At 63.6% G+C, this 15,556-nt stretch carries 16 protein-coding genes, 1 pseudogene and 1 riboswitch; of the genes and pseudogenes, 9 read left to right on the forward strand and 8 right to left on the reverse strand.

The window, feature by feature from the left end:
* From X756_RS01000000166320 to X756_RS136820, 4 genes are all read left to right on the forward strand, one after another.
* A partial coding sequence (locus X756_RS01000000166320) for a hypothetical protein (protein ID WP_032999693.1) occupies window positions 1–324 on the forward strand: 324 nt, incomplete at its 5' end.
* Between the two features lie 17 nt (window positions 325–341).
* Complete coding sequence (locus X756_RS136830) at window positions 342–728, forward strand: RNA-binding S4 domain-containing protein (RefSeq protein WP_023673663.1); 387 nt, start codon at window positions 342–344, stop codon at window positions 726–728.
* A gap of 253 nt (window positions 729–981) precedes the next feature.
* Complete coding sequence (gene fdxA, locus X756_RS136825) at window positions 982–1,320, forward strand: ferredoxin FdxA (RefSeq protein ID WP_013529180.1); 339 nt, start codon at window positions 982–984, stop codon at window positions 1,318–1,320.
* A gap of 426 nt (window positions 1,321–1,746) precedes the next feature.
* A complete protein-coding gene (locus tag X756_RS136820) occupies window positions 1,747–2,328 on the forward strand; it encodes a CarD family transcriptional regulator (RefSeq protein WP_023673664.1) in 582 nt (193 codons plus the stop codon).
* Between the two features lie 173 nt (window positions 2,329–2,501).
* On the opposite strand, the gene X756_RS136815 is transcribed toward X756_RS136820, so the two are convergent.
* The 3 genes from X756_RS136815 to X756_RS136805 form a co-directional block, all read right to left on the reverse strand.
* On the reverse strand, window positions 2,502–3,293 hold the full coding sequence (locus X756_RS136815; RefSeq protein ID WP_023731849.1) for an amino acid ABC transporter ATP-binding protein: 792 nt from the start codon (window positions 3,291–3,293) through the stop codon (window positions 2,502–2,504).
* Window positions 3,290–3,970, reverse strand: a complete 681-nt coding sequence (locus tag X756_RS136810; RefSeq protein WP_023693608.1) for an ABC transporter permease subunit — start codon at window positions 3,968–3,970, stop codon at window positions 3,290–3,292. The genes X756_RS136815 and X756_RS136810 overlap by 4 nt, the downstream gene beginning before the upstream one ends.
* A 137-nt stretch (window positions 3,971–4,107) precedes the next feature.
* A complete protein-coding gene (locus tag X756_RS136805) occupies window positions 4,108–4,881 on the reverse strand; it encodes an amino acid ABC transporter substrate-binding protein (protein WP_023731850.1) in 774 nt (257 codons plus the stop codon).
* Between the two features lie 396 nt (window positions 4,882–5,277).
* Here X756_RS136805 and X756_RS136800 point away from each other — a divergent pair, with 396 nt between their 5' ends.
* The gene (locus tag X756_RS136800) at window positions 5,278–6,135 is read left to right on the forward strand and encodes an RNA polymerase factor sigma-32 (RefSeq protein ID WP_023731851.1); all 858 of its coding nucleotides are present in this window, start codon (window positions 5,278–5,280) and stop codon (window positions 6,133–6,135) included.
* A gap of 82 nt (window positions 6,136–6,217) precedes the next feature.
* Here X756_RS136800 and X756_RS136795 read toward each other — a convergent pair whose 3' ends face one another.
* The 4 genes from X756_RS136795 to thiB form a co-directional block, all read right to left on the reverse strand.
* Window positions 6,218–7,624 (reverse strand): M48 family metalloprotease, encoded by a 1,407-nt coding sequence (locus X756_RS136795; RefSeq protein ID WP_245260137.1) that lies wholly within the window; start codon window positions 7,622–7,624, stop codon window positions 6,218–6,220.
* Window positions 7,625–7,955: 331 nt separating this feature from the next.
* The gene (thiQ, locus tag X756_RS136790) at window positions 7,956–8,720 is read right to left on the reverse strand and encodes a thiamine ABC transporter ATP-binding protein (RefSeq protein WP_023731852.1); all 765 of its coding nucleotides are present in this window, start codon (window positions 8,718–8,720) and stop codon (window positions 7,956–7,958) included.
* Window positions 8,717–10,315, reverse strand: a complete 1,599-nt coding sequence (gene thiP, locus X756_RS136785; RefSeq protein ID WP_023731853.1) for a thiamine/thiamine pyrophosphate ABC transporter permease — start codon at window positions 10,313–10,315, stop codon at window positions 8,717–8,719. Before thiP ends, thiQ begins: the two co-directional genes overlap by 4 nt.
* 205 nt (window positions 10,316–10,520) lie before the next feature.
* Window positions 10,521–11,528: a thiamine ABC transporter substrate binding subunit gene (thiB, locus tag X756_RS136780; RefSeq protein ID WP_023752858.1), complete on the reverse strand. Its 1,008-nt coding sequence runs from the start codon at window positions 11,526–11,528 to the stop codon at window positions 10,521–10,523.
* Between the two features lie 43 nt (window positions 11,529–11,571).
* A riboswitch (TPP riboswitch) is annotated at window positions 11,572–11,686 on the reverse strand.
* Window positions 11,687–11,848: 162 nt separating this feature from the next.
* Between thiB and X756_RS136775 the strand changes: the two genes are divergently transcribed.
* From X756_RS136775 to X756_RS136765, 4 genes are read left to right on the forward strand one after another with little or no spacing between them, the layout of a single operon-like run.
* The gene (locus X756_RS136775; RefSeq protein WP_023731854.1) at window positions 11,849–12,505 is read left to right on the forward strand and encodes a thiamine diphosphokinase; all 657 of its coding nucleotides are present in this window, start codon (window positions 11,849–11,851) and stop codon (window positions 12,503–12,505) included.
* A 1-nt stretch (window position 12,506) separates the two neighbouring features.
* A complete protein-coding gene (locus tag X756_RS136770; RefSeq protein WP_023731855.1) occupies window positions 12,507–14,327 on the forward strand; it encodes an ABC-F family ATP-binding cassette domain-containing protein in 1,821 nt (606 codons plus the stop codon).
* Window positions 14,328–14,382: 55 nt separating this feature from the next.
* Complete coding sequence (locus X756_RS0135995; RefSeq protein WP_023693600.1) at window positions 14,383–14,625, forward strand: type II toxin-antitoxin system CcdA family antitoxin; 243 nt, start codon at window positions 14,383–14,385, stop codon at window positions 14,623–14,625.
* Window positions 14,625–14,924, forward strand: coding sequence for a CcdB family protein (locus X756_RS136765; RefSeq protein WP_023673676.1), 300 nt, complete (start codon window positions 14,625–14,627; stop codon window positions 14,922–14,924). The genes X756_RS0135995 and X756_RS136765 overlap by 1 nt, the downstream gene beginning before the upstream one ends.
* A 26-nt stretch (window positions 14,925–14,950) precedes the next feature.
* Here X756_RS136765 and X756_RS136760 read toward each other — a convergent pair.
* Window positions 14,951–15,556 (reverse strand): annotated as a pseudogene (locus tag X756_RS136760) (hypothetical protein); the annotation flags it as partial.

Raw genomic sequence — 15,556 nt, forward strand, 5'->3', positions numbered from 1 at the left:
GGGCAGCCGGCACCGGGCGAACGGCCGGCCTATCAGGGCCGGCGCGACCAGCGCGACGGTGCCGCCAAGCCACGCTTCGACCGCTCGAAGTTCAAGCCCAAGCCGCAGGCCGAGGGCGAACAGCGCCGCGACGGCAAGCCGCAAGGCGAGCGTCCGCGCGAGGGCCGGCCTGACTGGAAAGGCGGCAGGCCGGAAGGCAAAGGCGGACCGCAAGGCGCCAAGCCGGCTTTCCAGGCCAAGCCACGCGATGAACGCCCGGCGCGCTTCGATCCGGACTCGCCCTTCGCCAAGCTCGCCGCCTTGCGCGACCAGCTGAAGAAATAAGCCCCAGGTTCGCTGCGATGGTTGCTGAAGGTCGTCAGCGCATCGACAAGTGGCTGTTCTTTTCGCGCGCGATAAAATCGCGCTCGCTGGCGGCCAAGCTGGTTGTCGCCGGACGCGTCCGCATCAACAGCGACAAAGCAGCGCAGGCCTCCGATCTGGTCAAGCCTGGCGACGTTTTGACCATTACGCACGAGCGCCGTATTTTCATTTGGAAGGTGCTTGGCACCGGCGTGCGGCGCGGTCCGGCCGAGGAAGCGCGCACGCTCTACGAGGACATGTCCCCGCCGCCGGCGCCGAAAGGCGAGGCTGTTGCCGATGCCATTCCGGCGCTGCGCGACGCCGGCAGCGGCCGGCCGACCAAGAAAGAGCGCAGGCAAACCGACCGGCTGTTCGGCGAAGACTGAAGCCTTGGCCGTCTGCGCCATGCCGGCGGTCTGGAATTTCATTCCGGACACGCGGGCCCCGCCTGCAATGGCTGCCCTTGCAAGCGGCAGGCAAAGGCGTTACCTCACCAAAAAAGCCGCCGCATCGGCCCGAAAATCGGAAATCGATTTTTCGGAAGGCACGATGCGCAGATTCAAAGTGTCAGAGCGTACTTTGTGCGTCCAATTGGACGCACGTCGCTCTAGCAAGAACGGGACGTCCCGGAGCCGACCAATGACCTATGTCGTGACCGACAACTGCATCAAATGCAAGTACATGGACTGCATCGAGGTCTGTCCGGTCGACTGCTTCTACGAGGGCGAGAACATGCTTGTCATACATCCCGACGAGTGCATCGACTGCGGCGTCTGCGAACCGGAATGCCCGGCCGATGCAATCAAGCCCGACACCGAGCCGGGCCTCGACAAATGGCTGCAGGTCAACACCGAATACGCCGAGAAATGGCCCAACATCACCGCCAAGAAGGAGCCTCCGGCAGATGCCAAGAGCTTCGACGGCGAAGCCGGCAAGTTCGAGAAATATTTCTCCGCCGAGCCCGGCGAAGGCGACTGAGCACATGACGCTGGAATCGGAATCGATTTCGGAAAGGGTGATGCGCAAAGCAAAAAAGTGCGGCCTATTGGATCGTCATAACGCTGCGTAACGCGCATCATACATTAACTGCCTTGACAGGCGGCGATGGCGCTCGACCTTCGCGTTTGCAGCAAAACCTTGATTCTTCCGACTTTTTGTGCTACACCAGTTGAAACATGCCGGTGACACAACGTCGATTTATGGCGCAAGCGCCCCAAATCACTGAAAGGTGAAATCCCCAATCGGACCAGAGCGATCTGGGCCAGGCAGTCGCTATGTATGCGGTTTGCCGGTCCCGGCTTTTTCCGATGGGTTCATCTGTTGTGCGGCTAACGATCGGTGTCCCCGGTCGCATGCGTTCGGACCGGCAGGCCGCCGGTGCCACAACAAGGAGTTCAGGGCGTAATGGCAACGATCACCCCGCAGAAGAAGTCCACCTCGGCACGCCACGGTTTCAAGACCGGCGAGTACATCGTCTATCCGGCACATGGCGTCGGCCAGATCGTCTCGATCGACGAGCAGGAAGTTGCGGGCCACAAGCTGGAACTGTTCGTCATCGACTTCCAGAAGGACAAGATGCGCCTGAAGGTTCCGGTCGCCAAGGCGACCTCCATCGGCATGCGCAAGCTGTCGGAAGAGGATTATGTCGAGCGCGCGCTGAAGGTCGTGCAGGGCCGCGCCCGCGTCAAGCGCACCATGTGGTCTCGCCGTGCGCAGGAATATGATGCCAAGATCAATTCGGGCGACCTGATCTCGATCTCGGAAGTCGTGCGCGACCTCTACCGTGCCGACAACCAGCCGGAACAGTCCTATTCCGAGCGTCAGCTCTATGAGGCGGCACTCGACCGCATGGCGCGCGAGATCGCGGCAGTCAACCGCATGTCGGAAACCGAAGCCGTGCGCCTGATCGAGGTCAACCTCAACAAGGGCCCGAAGCGCGGCGCCAAGGCCGACAATGAGGAAGCCGAGCAGGAAGAAGCTGCCTGATCGCTTTCACCGTCGAATTCATGAAAAACCCGGCCTTGTGCCGGGTTTTTGTTTTTACCCCCTTGTGGGGTTCCAAGGACGGGCGGGACCCGTGGCTCGCCCAGGCAGGTGGCTGCGAAGCAGCGAGGATGGGGACGACACCAGACCGCACCCGGACCTTCCGTCCGACCTCTTCACAAGGGGAACGTAGAAGGCTCAGCCGCCGAGGCTTCCTTCTCCGCCTCCTGCTTCAGTGTCGCAATAAAACGCTTGGTCCGTTCACGCTCCGGGTTGGAGAACACCACGGCGGACGGCCCCTTCTCGACGATGACGCCGGCGTCGAGGAACACCACCTCCTGCGCGATCTTGGAGGCAAGGCGAAGGTCGTGCGTGGCCATCACCATGGTCGTGCCTTCGCTGGCGAGTTTTCCCAGCACGTCGACCACTTCCTGCGCCAGTTCCGGATCGAGCGCCGAGGTCGGCTCGTCGCAAAGCAGCACTTTCGGCGACGGCGCCAGGGCGCGGGCGATCGCCACACGCTGCTGCTGGCCGCCCGACAGCGTTGCCGGCCAATCGTCCGCCTTGTGCGCCATGCCGACCTTCTCGAGCAGCGCCAGTGCCCGCTCGCGCGCCTTTGCCGTCGGCCATTTCAGCACCGTCACCAGGCCTTCCATGACGTTCTCGATCGCGGTGCGATGCGGGAACAGCTGGAAGTTCTGGAACACCATGCCGGTCTGCAGCCGCAGGCGCTGGATGTCGCGGCTGGGGATCTTGATGCCGGGACGGAATTCCAGCGTCTCGTCGCCGATGCGCACCATGCCCGAGGTCGGGATCTCCAACAGGTTGATGCAGCGCAGCAGTGTGCTCTTGCCGCCGCCGGAGGGGCCGACGAGCGCGGTGACGCTGCCTTCGGCAATGGTGACCGTCACCCCCTTCAGCACCAGATTGTCGCCGAAGCGCTTTTCGATGTCGGTGAGGCCGATCATGAGCGCGCCTCCAGGAAGCCGCCATAGCGGTTGAGCCGCTCCTCCAGCCGCGTCTGCAAGGCCGAAAGCACCGAGCTCATCGCCAGATAAAGGATCGCCGCCTCGACATAGAGGATCAGCGGCTCATAGGTGGTGGCGACGATGCGCTGCGCCGCCTGGAACATCTCCGGCACAGTGATGGCGGCGGCCAGCGACGTATCCTTGACCAGCGAGATGAAGGTGTTGGACAGCGGCGGCACGGCGACGCGGCCGGCTTGCGGCAGGATGGTGCGCCGCATCGCCTGGCTCCAGGTCATGCCGATCGAATAGGCCGCCTCCCACTGGCCCTTCGGCACCGAGCCGATCACGGCGCGGATAATTTCCGAACTGTAGGCGCCTATGTTGAGGGTGAAGCCAATCAGCGCCGCCGGAAAAGCGTCCAGCAATATGCCGACCGAAGGCAGGCCGTAAAAGATCAGGAACAGCTGCACCAGAAGCGGCGTGCCGCGAAAGATCCAGACATAGAAGCGGACCACGGCAACCAGAGGCTTGGGACCGAACAGCCGCACCAGGGCGACAACCAGGCCGACGAACAGGCCGAGTGCGAACGATAGCAATGTCAGCGGTACGGTGAAGATCAACGCCGCCCACAGCAGTGTCGGCAACGAGTCCAGCATCAGGTGTAGCCAGTGCGGCACGAACGGCTCCTCCTTCACAGACCGCCGCGGTGACGGCAGTGCGATTGTGTGCTTCTCATATCATGCGAAAAACGGCGAGCCGTCAAAGACGGCCCGCCGCTATTGGTCATTGCCGGCAAACCGCCGGGAGATGGTCTTTACTGCGAGACATCCTGGCCGAAATAGGTATCGGCGATCCTCTTGTAGGTGCCGTCGGCCTTGATGTCGGCCAGCGCCTTGTTGATCGCCGCGACCAGCTCCGGATCACCCTTGCGCACGATGACGCCGGAATAGTCGGCGTTCTCTTCCTGCGCGGCGATCTTCACATTGGCGTCCGGCTTGTGCTTCTTGAAGTCGAGGAAAGACAGGCTGTCATTGATGGTGGCGTCGGCGCGGCCGGTGAGCAGCAGCTGGATCGACTGGTCGAAGCCGTCGGTGCCGACGAGTTCGGCGCCGTTGGTCTCGGCGAGCTTGCCAAAATTCGATGTCAACGACTGTGCCGACTTCTTACCCTTGAGGTCGGCGAAGGTCTTGATGTCGGTGTTGTCGCCGCGCACGATCAGCACGGCCTTGGAGGCGATGTAAGGATCGGAGAAATCGTACTTGGCCTTGCGCGCGTCGGTGATGCCGACCTCGTTGATCACGGCGTCGTAGCGGTTGGCGTCGAGGCCGGCGATCAGCCCGTCCCATTTGCCTTCGAGGAACTCGACCTTGACGCCGAGCTTGTCGCCGATCGCCTTGGCGATCTCGACGTCGAAGCCGACCAGCGCGCCGGAAGCATCATGATAGGTGAAGGGCGCATAGGTGCCTTCGGTGCCGACCTTGAGTGTGCCGGCCTGCTTGATCTGGTCGAGATTGGCGCCGGCGTGGCCTGATGTAACAGCCAGAACCTGCAGCGTTCCGGCGATGATGAGCGAATTGAGCCATTTCATTTCTATGTGATCCCGTCCTTGGCCGGTGTCCGGCGCTTGTGAGAGCCGGAAATTGACAGATACAGCGCAGCAAAATAAGGAACCAGATTTCAAATAAACGGCGATCCAGAAACCAGATTCTCAAAGCAGCACGGATCGGTGCCAATAGTCCCGATCTGCGGTGTCGATGCGCCCGGTCGGACAGCGCAAAACAACCGCCATCGGCGGCGGAACCAATCCCCGGTGTGGCACGTTCATGGCTTGTTGTAGGGCGCCGCGTTTCCATTTCAAGAACTCTTGGCTGCGCTAGGCCGAGGCAATTCCAGGAAAGTGGGAAAGCGGTTTCCTTCGGAATTGCGTCAAACAGAGATAACGGCCGCCAGGCCGTCCGAAAATGTCCGGGAGCAGGAGCGCGGCATGATCGAAGACACGGCAGGACGGACCATGGTCCGCACGGCAATGAAAGCCCCCTACCTCGAGCGCGATGAGGAACATGTTCTCGCCTTGCGCTGGAAGGAAGACCAGGATCAGCAGGCGCTGCATCAGATCACCGTCGCCCATATGCGGCTGGTCATCTCCATGGCTTCGAAATTCCGACATTACGGCCTGCCGCTCGGCGATCTGGTCCAGGAGGGCCATGTCGGGCTGCTGGAAGCAGCCGCGCGTTTCGAGCCGGAGCGCGAGGTGCGCTTCTCGACCTATGCGACATGGTGGATCCGCGCTTCGATGCAGGACTACATCCTGCGCAACTGGTCGATCGTTCGCGGCGGCACCTCTTCGGCGCAAAAGGCGCTGTTCTTCAACCTGCGGCGTCTGCGCGCCCGTCTTGCCAACGGCGCCGAGCCGATCTCCAACGCCACGCTCTACCGCGAAGTCTCGGTAGCGCTCGGCGTCTCCGAGGCCGATGTCGCGAAGATGGATTCCAGGCTTTCAGCACCTGACTCTTCGCTCAACGCACCGCTCGCCGACGAAGCCGGCACCACCGAGCGGATGGACTTCCTGATTTCGGACGATCCATTGCCTGACGAGGTCGCCGGCGACACCATCGACGTCGAACGGCGCCTGATGTGGCTGAAGACGGCGCTCCGCGCGCTCAATGCCCGCGAACTCAGGATCATCGAGGAGCGTCGGCTGACCGACGAAGGTGCGACGCTTGAGGCGCTCGGCGAGACGCTCGGCATTTCCAAGGAGCGTGTCCGGCAGATCGAGGCCCGCGCCATGGAAAAGCTCAAGCTCGCGCTGGTGAAGCAGAATCCGGAGTTCATGGCGGCCTGAGATTGCCAGGAACAGGGGTACCGCCCTGAGTTATTTCAGAAAAAAGCACTACGAAGGCTGGGGTTTCTGACGAAGACCGGCGCTATCTGTCCGTGACGATCTTGACCTTGTCGCCGGCCGAAACCGAGGCGCCCGGCGACATCGCGTTGAGTACTCGGAACAGATCGAGCTTGCGGTCGACACCGACCATCTGCGCCGAAAGTGTGCCCATCGTCTGCCCGGCCTGTACCGTGACGACGCGGATATGCAGCGGCTTCAGTGCCGCTTTCTCGGCGGGGCTGAGCACGCGGAACGAACCGCTGACCGAGCGTGCCACCGGATCGAGTGTCGTGCTGGCCGAGGGGGCCGCCGTCAAAAGCCGGTAGACCTGGCCGCCGGCGCGGATCACCGCAATGTCGAACTGCCAGCCATCGGCGCCGGCGTGCGCGGTCGCCGCCTGGTTGCCGTCGATCGTCTCCTGGCGCACACTGGTCTCGTCGAGACCGGCCACCCAGCCGCTTCTGATGTAGTCGGTCAGCGCACGATCCTTGTCGATCGACACACCGTCGAAGCGGATCGCCATGTCGCCGGGACCGGTCGCCGTCACCGCCGCCGCCGAATTGTCGATGATGAAGCCGTCGGGCACCGTGAACGATACGCCGAGGCCCGGATGCAGGAAGGTCTGGCCGCGCACATAGCCCTCTTCCGGCGTGTCGCCATAGAGCAGGCCGTCTATCCCGGCCAGGAAGGAATCGCGGTCGCGCGTGCCGATGCCCGGCGCGCCGAACTGGCGGGCGTGGCGCTGCGCCAGATCAATTCGCTGCGGCGTGTTGGGGTGCGTAGCCAGGAAGTCGAGGCTGGCGTCGGTGGCGCCGCTGATCGAGCGGAAATCGGTATAGGCCGACATCGACTGCAGGAAACGCCCGGCGGCATAGGGATCGTAACCCGCCTCGCCGATCGATTTGATGCCGATCGCGTCTGCCTCCAGCTCCTGGTTGCGCGAGAACTGCGCCAGCCTCAGCTTGCCGCGGATCAATGCCTGCTTGGCGGTCGGGCTGTCGCCCAGCACATCGGAGACCACCTTGGTCGCCAGGCCTTCCTCGGCCTCGAGCTGCTGTCGCTGCAGACCGTGATTGGCGGTGACGTGGCCCATCTCATGCGCGATGACGGCGGCGAGTTCGGCCGAATCATTGGCCAGCGCCAGCAGGCCGCGGGTGACGTAGAGATAGCCGCCCGGCAGCGCGAAAGCGTTGACGTTTGGCGAATTGAGGATGGTGATGCGATAGGTCTGGGTCGGATTGGCCGACACCACGGTCAGGCTGCCGACAACCTTGGCCACCATGCGCTCGAGCTTGGGATCGGAATATTCGCCGCCATAGGTGGCAAGGATGCGCGGATGCTGTGCCTTCGCCAGTTCGGCAAGCTTGCTGTTGGCGGCGACATTGTCGACCGTGATCGGCTTGTCGGAAGGCTGGAAGCCGGATTCCTGCACTTCGGGAGGCGTGAACATCTGGCAGCTGGCCAGCGCCACGGCAAGGCCGGCCAGCGCGAGGAAGCGCACCAGCGGTCTGCGTTTCAAAGTGTCAGTGCCGGTCGGCAGCACGGCGTTCCTTCAGCTCTCGGCGCATGATTTGGACCGGGGTCCGCGCCAGCGAAAAATCGGTTTTCGTTGGCAATCCTGCACACATCAAAAAACCTACAGCGTTTACGCATCCGGCCGGATGCGGCGCTGTAGGGGGCAAATCACGGCTCGTGCCGGACCAGTACTAAGCGGACCTAGCCACATCAGCTGGACCATGGCAAGCAAGCGCCACATCACCTGTAGCCGGTTTGGTCGTAAATTATGTCCGCTTCCGGGCAATATCGCGTGATCCGCCCGAACTTGCGCCGATATAGCGCCGAAACGCTTCAGGGCCAGTGCCGTCGAAAAAATCGGCGGCAGGTCCCGTCGCGGCAACCCTGCCATTGTCCAGAAAAACCATCTGCTCGCCGATACGGCGAGCGTCTTCCGGCTGATGCGTGACGAACAGCACCGTCATCGCCCGCTCGGCATGAACGCCGGCCACCAGGTCGAGCATGTCGTCGCGCAGTGCTGGCCCGAGCGAAGCGAACGGCTCGTCGAGCAGCAGCACTGGCCGATCGCGCACCAGAACGCGGGCGAGCGCTACGCGCTGCCTTTCGCCGCCGGAGAGTTCGCGCGGCAGGCGCATCTCCTTGCCGGCCAGGCCGACGCGGTCAAGCGCCTCGGCGATTGCGGCGCGATCGGCGTCGGTCAGGTTGAGCGATGGCGAGCGGCCGAGCCCGACATTCTTCTCCACCGAGAGATGAGCAAACAGATTGTTTTCCTGGAATACCATCGACACCGGCCGCGCCGAAGGCGGCTTGGCGCCGACATCGGCGGCGCCGATCAGCACACGACCGGACTCCGGCGTCTCGAAACCAGCCACCAGATCGAGCAAGGTCGATTTGCCCGAACCACTTGCCCCCATTATGGCGGTGATCTTAGATGTATCGAATTCGACATCGAACAGGAATGACGTTTCGCCATAGCTGAACGAGACCTTGTCCAGCCGGACAGTCGTGCCTTTCTCCACAGCGGACGTCACGATCTCTCTCCCGGTCCCAGCCAGTCTGCCGCGACCACCAATGCAAGGCAGACCGCCCCGAGCAGCAAAGCCAGCCCGGCAGCATCGGCCGTGCGATAGCTGCCCATGCGCGCCAGCAGGAGATAGGGCAAGGTCTGCACCGAATCGCTGCCGAACAGCGCGATGACGCCGAGATCGCCTAGCGACAGCGCCATGGCGAAGGCAAAGCCGGTGGCCAGCGGCCGCCGGAGCGATGGCCAGTCGACCAGAAGCAGCCGGTTCCAGCCCGCAATGCCGAGCTGCGCGCACAGCTTTTCGTGGCGCTCGCTCGCCGCATCATAGGCCGGGCGCATCGCGCGGATGGCAAAGGGCATCGCCATCACCGCATTGACGGTGACGACCATGACCGGCGCGATGGCAAAGACATCGCTGACCGTGCGCAGCAGGAGAAACCAGCCGGCGCCGATAACGATGGGCGGCACGACGAGGACGAAGCCGGCGCCGGTGTCGGTGGCATATTCGAGCAATGAACGGGCACTGGACCGGCGGCGCAGCGACAGTGCCCGCCGCGCCATGATCAGCGACAGTGCCAGCGCCACCGAAAGTAGCGCCGCCGAGAAGGCGAGACCGGCGCTGGTCAGCGTCGCCTGACGCACGGCACTCTCGCCCGCCAGCCGGCCGAGATCGGCGCCGAGGCCGGAGGCAACGGTGGCCGCCATCGGTCCGGCGACGAACAGCAAGGCGAGCACGATCAGGACGGCGTTGAACGCTGTTTCTGCTTTGCCGGCCAAGTGATAGCGGCGCGGCGCGACAGGCAAATTGGCGTCGCCGGTCATATTGGCGCCAAGCCGCGTCAGCGCCAGCATGACGGCAAAAGTCAGCCCGATCTGCAGCACGGTCAGCGTCACCGCTCGCGCCGGATCGAAGTCGAAACGCAGCGCCTGATAGATGGCGACTTCCAGCGTCGTCGCCGCCGGCCCGCCGCCGAGGATCAGGACGATGGTGAAGGAGGTGATGCAAAGCATGAAGACAAGCCCGGCGACGCCCGGCAGCGCGGCGCGCAGCACCGGCCACTCGATCAGCCGGAAGGCTGGCCTCGCCCCCATGCCGAGCTGGCTCGCCAGCCGCCATTGATCGGCCGGCACCGTTCCCAGCGCTTCGAGGAACAGCCGGGTGGCCAGCGGCAGGTTGAAGAAGACGTGGGCGACGAGGATGCCCGACAGCCCATAGATGTCGGGCCAGCTCTGGCCACCGATCGCGGCGAAATAACCGGCGCGGCCATAGAGCGCCAGTATGCCCAGCGCTCCGACAATTGCCGGCAAGGCAAGGGGCACAGTGAACAGCTGCAGGATGAAGCCGCGTCCGAAGAAGCGCGGATGCCGCGACAGCGCCCGGGCGACGAAGAGCGCCGGTACGGCGGAAAGCAGAGTCGAGAGCGCAGCCTGCCAGAGCGTGAAGCGGACAACGCGCAGGAGATAGAGGTCAAAGGCGGACGCGGCGCCGGAAAGGTCGCGCGCGCCTTCGCGGATAAGGCCGGCGAAGGCGCCACCGATCAGCAGCGCGATTGCCGCAAGCGCGACAATGCCGGCCGTGATGCGGGGGTCAGAGCGTTGCACTCTTTACCGGGCGTCGCGTTCCTTCGCGCCCCCCTCTGTCCTGCCGGACATCTCCCCCACGAGGGGGGAGATTGGCGGTTTTAGCGCTCCGCTCATTCCTGCAGCTTCGGAGATTGGCGAAAGTCAACGTAAAGGCCAATCTCCCCCCTCGTGGGGGAGATGGCCGGCAGGCCAGAGGGGGGGGGTCAAGCGCCATCCTGAATTCCTACTTGCTCATCACCGCCAGCCATTCATCCACCCAGGCCTTGCGATTTGCCGCGACCTCTTCCGGGCTGAACAGCAAGGTCTTCGCCGGCTTGACCAGCCTATCAAAAGCCGGATTGAGCGGCTTGTCGGTTTTCCCGGCCGGGAACATCCAGTTGGTCTCCGGAATGACATCCTGGAATTTCGGCCCGGTCATGAAGGCCAGGAACTTCGCCGCCAGCGGATTCTTCGCGCCCGTGGTGGTGATGCCGGCGACTTCGATCTGCAGATACTCGCCTTCCTCGAACGAGGCCGCCTGGTAGCGCCCGGTGTTCTCGGCCACCATGTGGTAGGCCGGCGACGTCGTATAGGAAAGCACCATCGGCGCCTCGCCCTTGGTGAACAGGCCGTAGGCCTCGCTCCAGCCCGGCGTCACCGTCAGCACTTTGCCCTTGAGTTTCGCCCAGGCTTCCGGCGCCTTGTCGCCATAGACCGACTTGACCCACAGCAGCAGGCCGAGGCCCGGCGTCGACGTCCTCGGATCCTGGATGACGATCTTGTCGGCGGCATCGCCCTCGACCAGTTCCTTCAGGCTCTTCGGCGGGCTCTTCAGCTTTTCGGTGTCGTAGACGACGGCGAAATAACCATAATCATAGGGCACGAAAGTGTCGTCGCTCCAGCCGCCCGGCACGTTGTTTTCAGCCACCGCGCCATGTGGGACAAACAGGCCGGAAGCCTTGGCTTCCGCGGTGAGGTTGGTGTCAAGACCAAGCACGATATCGGCCTTGGTCGAGGCACCTTCGAGCTTGACGCGGTTGAGCAGCGCGACGCCGTCGGCCACCGAGACGAAGTCGACGCTGCAGCCGCACTCGGCCTCGAATTCCTTCTTCACCTGGGGGCCCGGACCCCAGTCGGCAGTGAAACTCTCATAGGTATAGATCGTGAGTTTTTCCTGCGCGGACGCAGAGCTTGCCAGTAGCGAAACAGCAAGCCCCAGCGCTGGGACAAGACGGGACAAAAACATGCGCATCGGCGCCTCCTTCATTCGTGTTGAAAGGAATTGAGGCGTCGGGCTGTCCGAAGCGTCTAATCCCTCCGCCGGTACAAACCGGATCAGGTTCAGCGGGTTGGCGAGACTGCCTCTCAGCCGGTCCGCGAAGATCGCGTCCGGCACCCCGTTAGAGCGTTTCGACACATAGGCCCGGCCAAGGTGCCACGCAAGTGGAAGTTTGCCCGAGCATGATCCCGGAAAGTGGAATCCGTTTCCGGAAAAAGATCATGCTCCAACAAAGAGTGACGGTGCCGCTCGGCCTTCCGTTTCGTCGGCGGGGCTGGTAAGGGCCAGCGGATATGAGCACATTCACCATCCTGCTTGGCGGCGATCTCGTCCGCACGCCGCGGCTCGAACGCCAGGTCGCGGGCACGCGCGTCATCGCCGCCGACGCCGGCATCGATCATGCCCGCCTGCTCGGCCTGATGCCGGAGCTGTGGGTCGGCGATTTCGATTCCGTGCCGGCGGACCTGCCTGCCGATCTCGCCGCCGTGCCGCGGGAGGTGTTTCCTCCCGAAAAGGACAAGACCGATGGCGAACTGGCGATCGCGGTGGCATTGGGACGCGGCGCCACCAGCCTGGTGCTGGCCGGCGCTTTCGGCGGCAAGCGCGCCGACCACGCCTTCCTGCATCTGGCGCTCAGCCTGCGGCTGACAGAGACAGGCACAAAAGTGCTGTTGACCAGCGGAGCGCAGGAAGGCGCCCCTCTGCTGCCTGGCAAGGCCGGCTTCGACTATGCCGACGGAACGCTGTTTTCGGTGCTCGGCTTTTCCGATCTTTCGGGCCTCACCGTGTCCGGCGCGAAGTGGCCGCTCGACCATGTCGAGGTCGTGTTCGGCTCGTCGCTGACCATCTCGAACGAGGTCAAGTCCAACAAGACCGGGGGCCTCGAAATCGCGCTCGGCCATGGCCGCGCGCTGCTGCTCGCCCACCCCTATCCCTTGCCTGAAAGCTGACATGGCCCCGCCCCTTCTCAACCTCGACGGCATAAGACTGACCTTTGGCGGCACGCCGCTGCTCGATGGCGCCGAACTGACGGCGTCCGCCGGTGACAAGATCGCGCTCGTCGGCCGCAACGGCTCCGGCAAGTCGACGCTCCTGAAGATTGCCGCGGGCCTGATCGAGCCGCAAGACGGCGAGGTCTTCCGCCAGCCTTCGGCAACGGTGCGCTATCTCCCGCAAATGCCCGACATGGACGGCTTTGCCAATGTGCGTGCCTATGTCGAGGCCGGGCTTGGGCCTGCCGACGATCCCTACCGCGCCACATATCTGATGGAGCATCTCGGCCTCGCCGGCACGGAGAACCCCAACGATCTCTCCGGTGGCGAGGCGCGCCGCGCAGCACTTGCCCGCGTCATGGCGCCCGAACCCGATATTATGCTGCTTGATGAGCCGACGAACCATCTCGATTTGTCGGTCATCGAATGGCTGGAAGAAGAGCTTGTCCGGACGTCTTCGGCGCTGATCGTCATCTCGCACGACCGTCGCTTCCTCGAACGCGTCTCGCGCGCCACCGTCTGGCTCGACCGTGGCCAGACCCGCCGCCTCGACAAGGGCTTTGGCCATTTCGAGGAATGGCGCGACCTTGTGCTGGAAGAGGAAGAGCGCGAACAGCACAAGCTCGGCCGCCAGATCGTGCGCGAGGAGCATTGGCTGCGCTATGGCGTGACGGCTCGCCGCAAACGCAACATGCGCCGCCTGGGCGAACTGCAGACCATGCGCCAGCGTTTTCGCGGCCATCGCGGCGCCGAGGGCTCGGCCACCATGGTGGCCAGCGACGCCGCCGAATCCGGCAAGCTGGTGATCGAGGCCAAGAACATCGAAAAGAGCTTTGGCGACCTCACCGTGGTCAAAGGCTTCTCGACCCGCATCCAGCGCGGCGATCGCATCGGCCTTGTCGGGCCGAACGGCGCCGGCAAGACGACGCTGTTGAAGATGCTCACCGGCGAGATGAAGCCCGACGCCGGCTCGGTGCGGCTCGGCACCAATCTGGAAATCGCCACGCTCGACCAGAAGCGCGAGGCGGTCGATCCGGCCGAGACCCTGGCGCAGTATCTCACGGACGGGCGCGGCGAAAACCTCGTCATCAATGGCGAGCAGCGCCATGTCGTGTCCTACATGAAGGATTTCCTGTTCAAGCCGGAACAGGCGCGCACCCCGGTGCGCGAGCTGTCCGGCGGCGAACGGGCGCGGCTGCTCCTGGCGCGTGTTCTGGCGCGGCCGGCCAACCTTCTAGTGCTCGACGAGCCGACCAACGATCTCGACATGGAGACGCTGGAACTGTTGCAGGAACTTGTCGCCGGCTTTGCCGGCACGGTCATCCTGGTCAGCCACGACCGCGACTTCCTCGACCGCACCGTCACCAGCATCATCGCCCCGGACGGAGGCGGCCGCTGGATCGAATATGCCGGTGGCTATTCCGACATGCTCGCGCAGCGCGGCGGCACCCGGCTCGACGACCGCAAGGCGCGCGCCAAGGCCGAAGCCAGCGATGCGCCGGCGCCGGGCAAGAGCGAGCCGGCAGCGCCAAAAGGGCCGTCTAAGAAACTGTCGTTCAAGCAGAAATTCGCTCTGGAATCCTTGCCCAAGAAGATCGAGGCGATAATGGCCTCGATCTCGCGGTTGGAAAACAACATTGCCGATCCCGCCTATTACGAGCGCGACCCCGCCTCGTTCCAAAAGACCATCGCCGCCCTCGACAAGGAACGCGCCACGCTGGCCGCACTCGAGGAAGAGTGGCTGGAGCTGGAAATGCTGCGTGAGGAGATGGAGGGGTAGCATTGCCTGCGGTCTTTTATGCGCGTATATTGTGCGCATGAAAGGAGGCATCTCCGTGCTTCAATCGACGCCAAAAACTCAGCGGACCTCTGTCAACACGTCCATTGACTCTCAGTTGATCAAGGACGCCAAAGCGTTGGGCATCAACATCTCCCGCGCTGCCGAAGCAGGGATCGCGAAAGCGATTGCGGCGGAGAAAACGCGTCGATGGCAAGAAGAAAACAGGGAAGCCATCGAAAGCTCCAACGAATATGTCCGAAAGAACGGACTGCCATTGGCTAAACACCGGCCGTTCTGATGGCGCGTTACGATTTCTATCGGAGTACCGAGAGCGACGGTTATCTTCTCGACGTGCAGTCAGATATGCTTGAAGGGCTGAGCACGAGGGTGGTCGTTCCTTTGATGCCGCCCGAGATTGCCCCGCTTCCTGGCCGCCGCCTGAACCCGACCTTCGCTATAAACGGAAAAGATCTTGTGATGGTCACACAGTTTGTGTCGGCCTTCAGCGCGTCCGAATTGCGGATGCCAGAGGGAAACCTTTCTAGACATCACGACGACATCGTCGCCGCGCTCGACATGCTGTTCCAGGGCTTCTGAGCGAAGGCAGCCGCTACTGCCGCCCGTCAACCTGCCGTCTTGGCCTGCCAGGCCTTCAGCGCCTCGTCGAACACCTTCTCGCCCGGAATGCCCTTTTCCATGGTCAGCAGCGCCCGGCGTCCGGTCTTGTAGACCACCGGCACGTCGATCCAGTCCTGGCCTCGAAGCAAGGTCATATTGGCGTCCTCGTCGGCCTTGGTGTCGTTGAGCGCCACCAGGAAGAAGCCGTCGGCGATCTTGGCCGGAATGCCGATCAGCGGGCTGCCGGCATCCTGTTCCGAACTCTTCATGGCGACGCGCAGGATGTTGTCGACGCCACCGCCGTCAAAGCCCTCGGGCGTCAGGAAGATCATCTCGATGATGTGGCTGGCCGGCAGCGTCTGGTCGGTATTGCGGCGGATGGTCATGCGCAGCTGGATGTCCTTGCCGGGAATGGTCGCCTCGGCGCGGATCGCCGGCTCGGGCGGCAGGTCGCCGCCGGGCGATTCCTGCACCAGCGACCAGACGATGCTGCCGGGTTCGGCCGAACCTTGCGCGGTCGAGGTGCGTTCCTCGTAGAAGATCGCCTTCTGGCCGACCGCAACGGTCGGCGCGGGAGCGGCGGCCGCCGGCGCAGCGGGCGGCGTGCCGGC

The organism is Mesorhizobium sp. LNJC405B00, from assembly GCF_000502615.1.
Classification (GTDB): Bacteria; Pseudomonadota; Alphaproteobacteria; order Rhizobiales; family Rhizobiaceae; genus Mesorhizobium.

Excerpts from the sequence above, each read along its gene's own strand:
- X756_RS136830 (WP_023673663.1), top strand. The coding sequence starts at position 342 with ATGGTTGCTGAAGGTCGTCAGCGCATCGACAAGTGGCTGTTCTTTTCG.
- fdxA (WP_013529180.1), top strand. The coding sequence starts at position 982 with ATGACCTATGTCGTGACCGACAACTGCATCAAATGCAAGTACATGGAC.
- X756_RS136820 (WP_023673664.1), top strand. The coding sequence starts at position 1,747 with ATGGCAACGATCACCCCGCAGAAGAAGTCCACCTCGGCACGCCACGGT.
- X756_RS136815 (WP_023731849.1), bottom strand. The coding sequence starts at position 3,293 with ATGATCGGCCTCACCGACATCGAAAAGCGCTTCGGCGACAATCTGGTG.
- X756_RS136805 (WP_023731850.1), bottom strand. The coding sequence starts at position 4,881 with ATGAAATGGCTCAATTCGCTCATCATCGCCGGAACGCTGCAGGTTCTG.
- X756_RS136800 (WP_023731851.1), top strand. The coding sequence starts at position 5,278 with ATGATCGAAGACACGGCAGGACGGACCATGGTCCGCACGGCAATGAAA.
- X756_RS136795 (WP_245260137.1), bottom strand. The coding sequence starts at position 7,624 with ATGTTCACGCCTCCCGAAGTGCAGGAATCCGGCTTCCAGCCTTCCGAC.
- thiB (WP_023752858.1), bottom strand. The coding sequence starts at position 11,528 with ATGCGCATGTTTTTGTCCCGTCTTGTCCCAGCGCTGGGGCTTGCTGTT.
- X756_RS136775 (WP_023731854.1), top strand. The coding sequence starts at position 11,849 with ATGAGCACATTCACCATCCTGCTTGGCGGCGATCTCGTCCGCACGCCG.
- X756_RS136770 (WP_023731855.1), top strand. The coding sequence starts at position 12,507 with ATGGCCCCGCCCCTTCTCAACCTCGACGGCATAAGACTGACCTTTGGC.
- X756_RS136765 (WP_023673676.1), top strand. The coding sequence starts at position 14,625 with ATGGCGCGTTACGATTTCTATCGGAGTACCGAGAGCGACGGTTATCTT.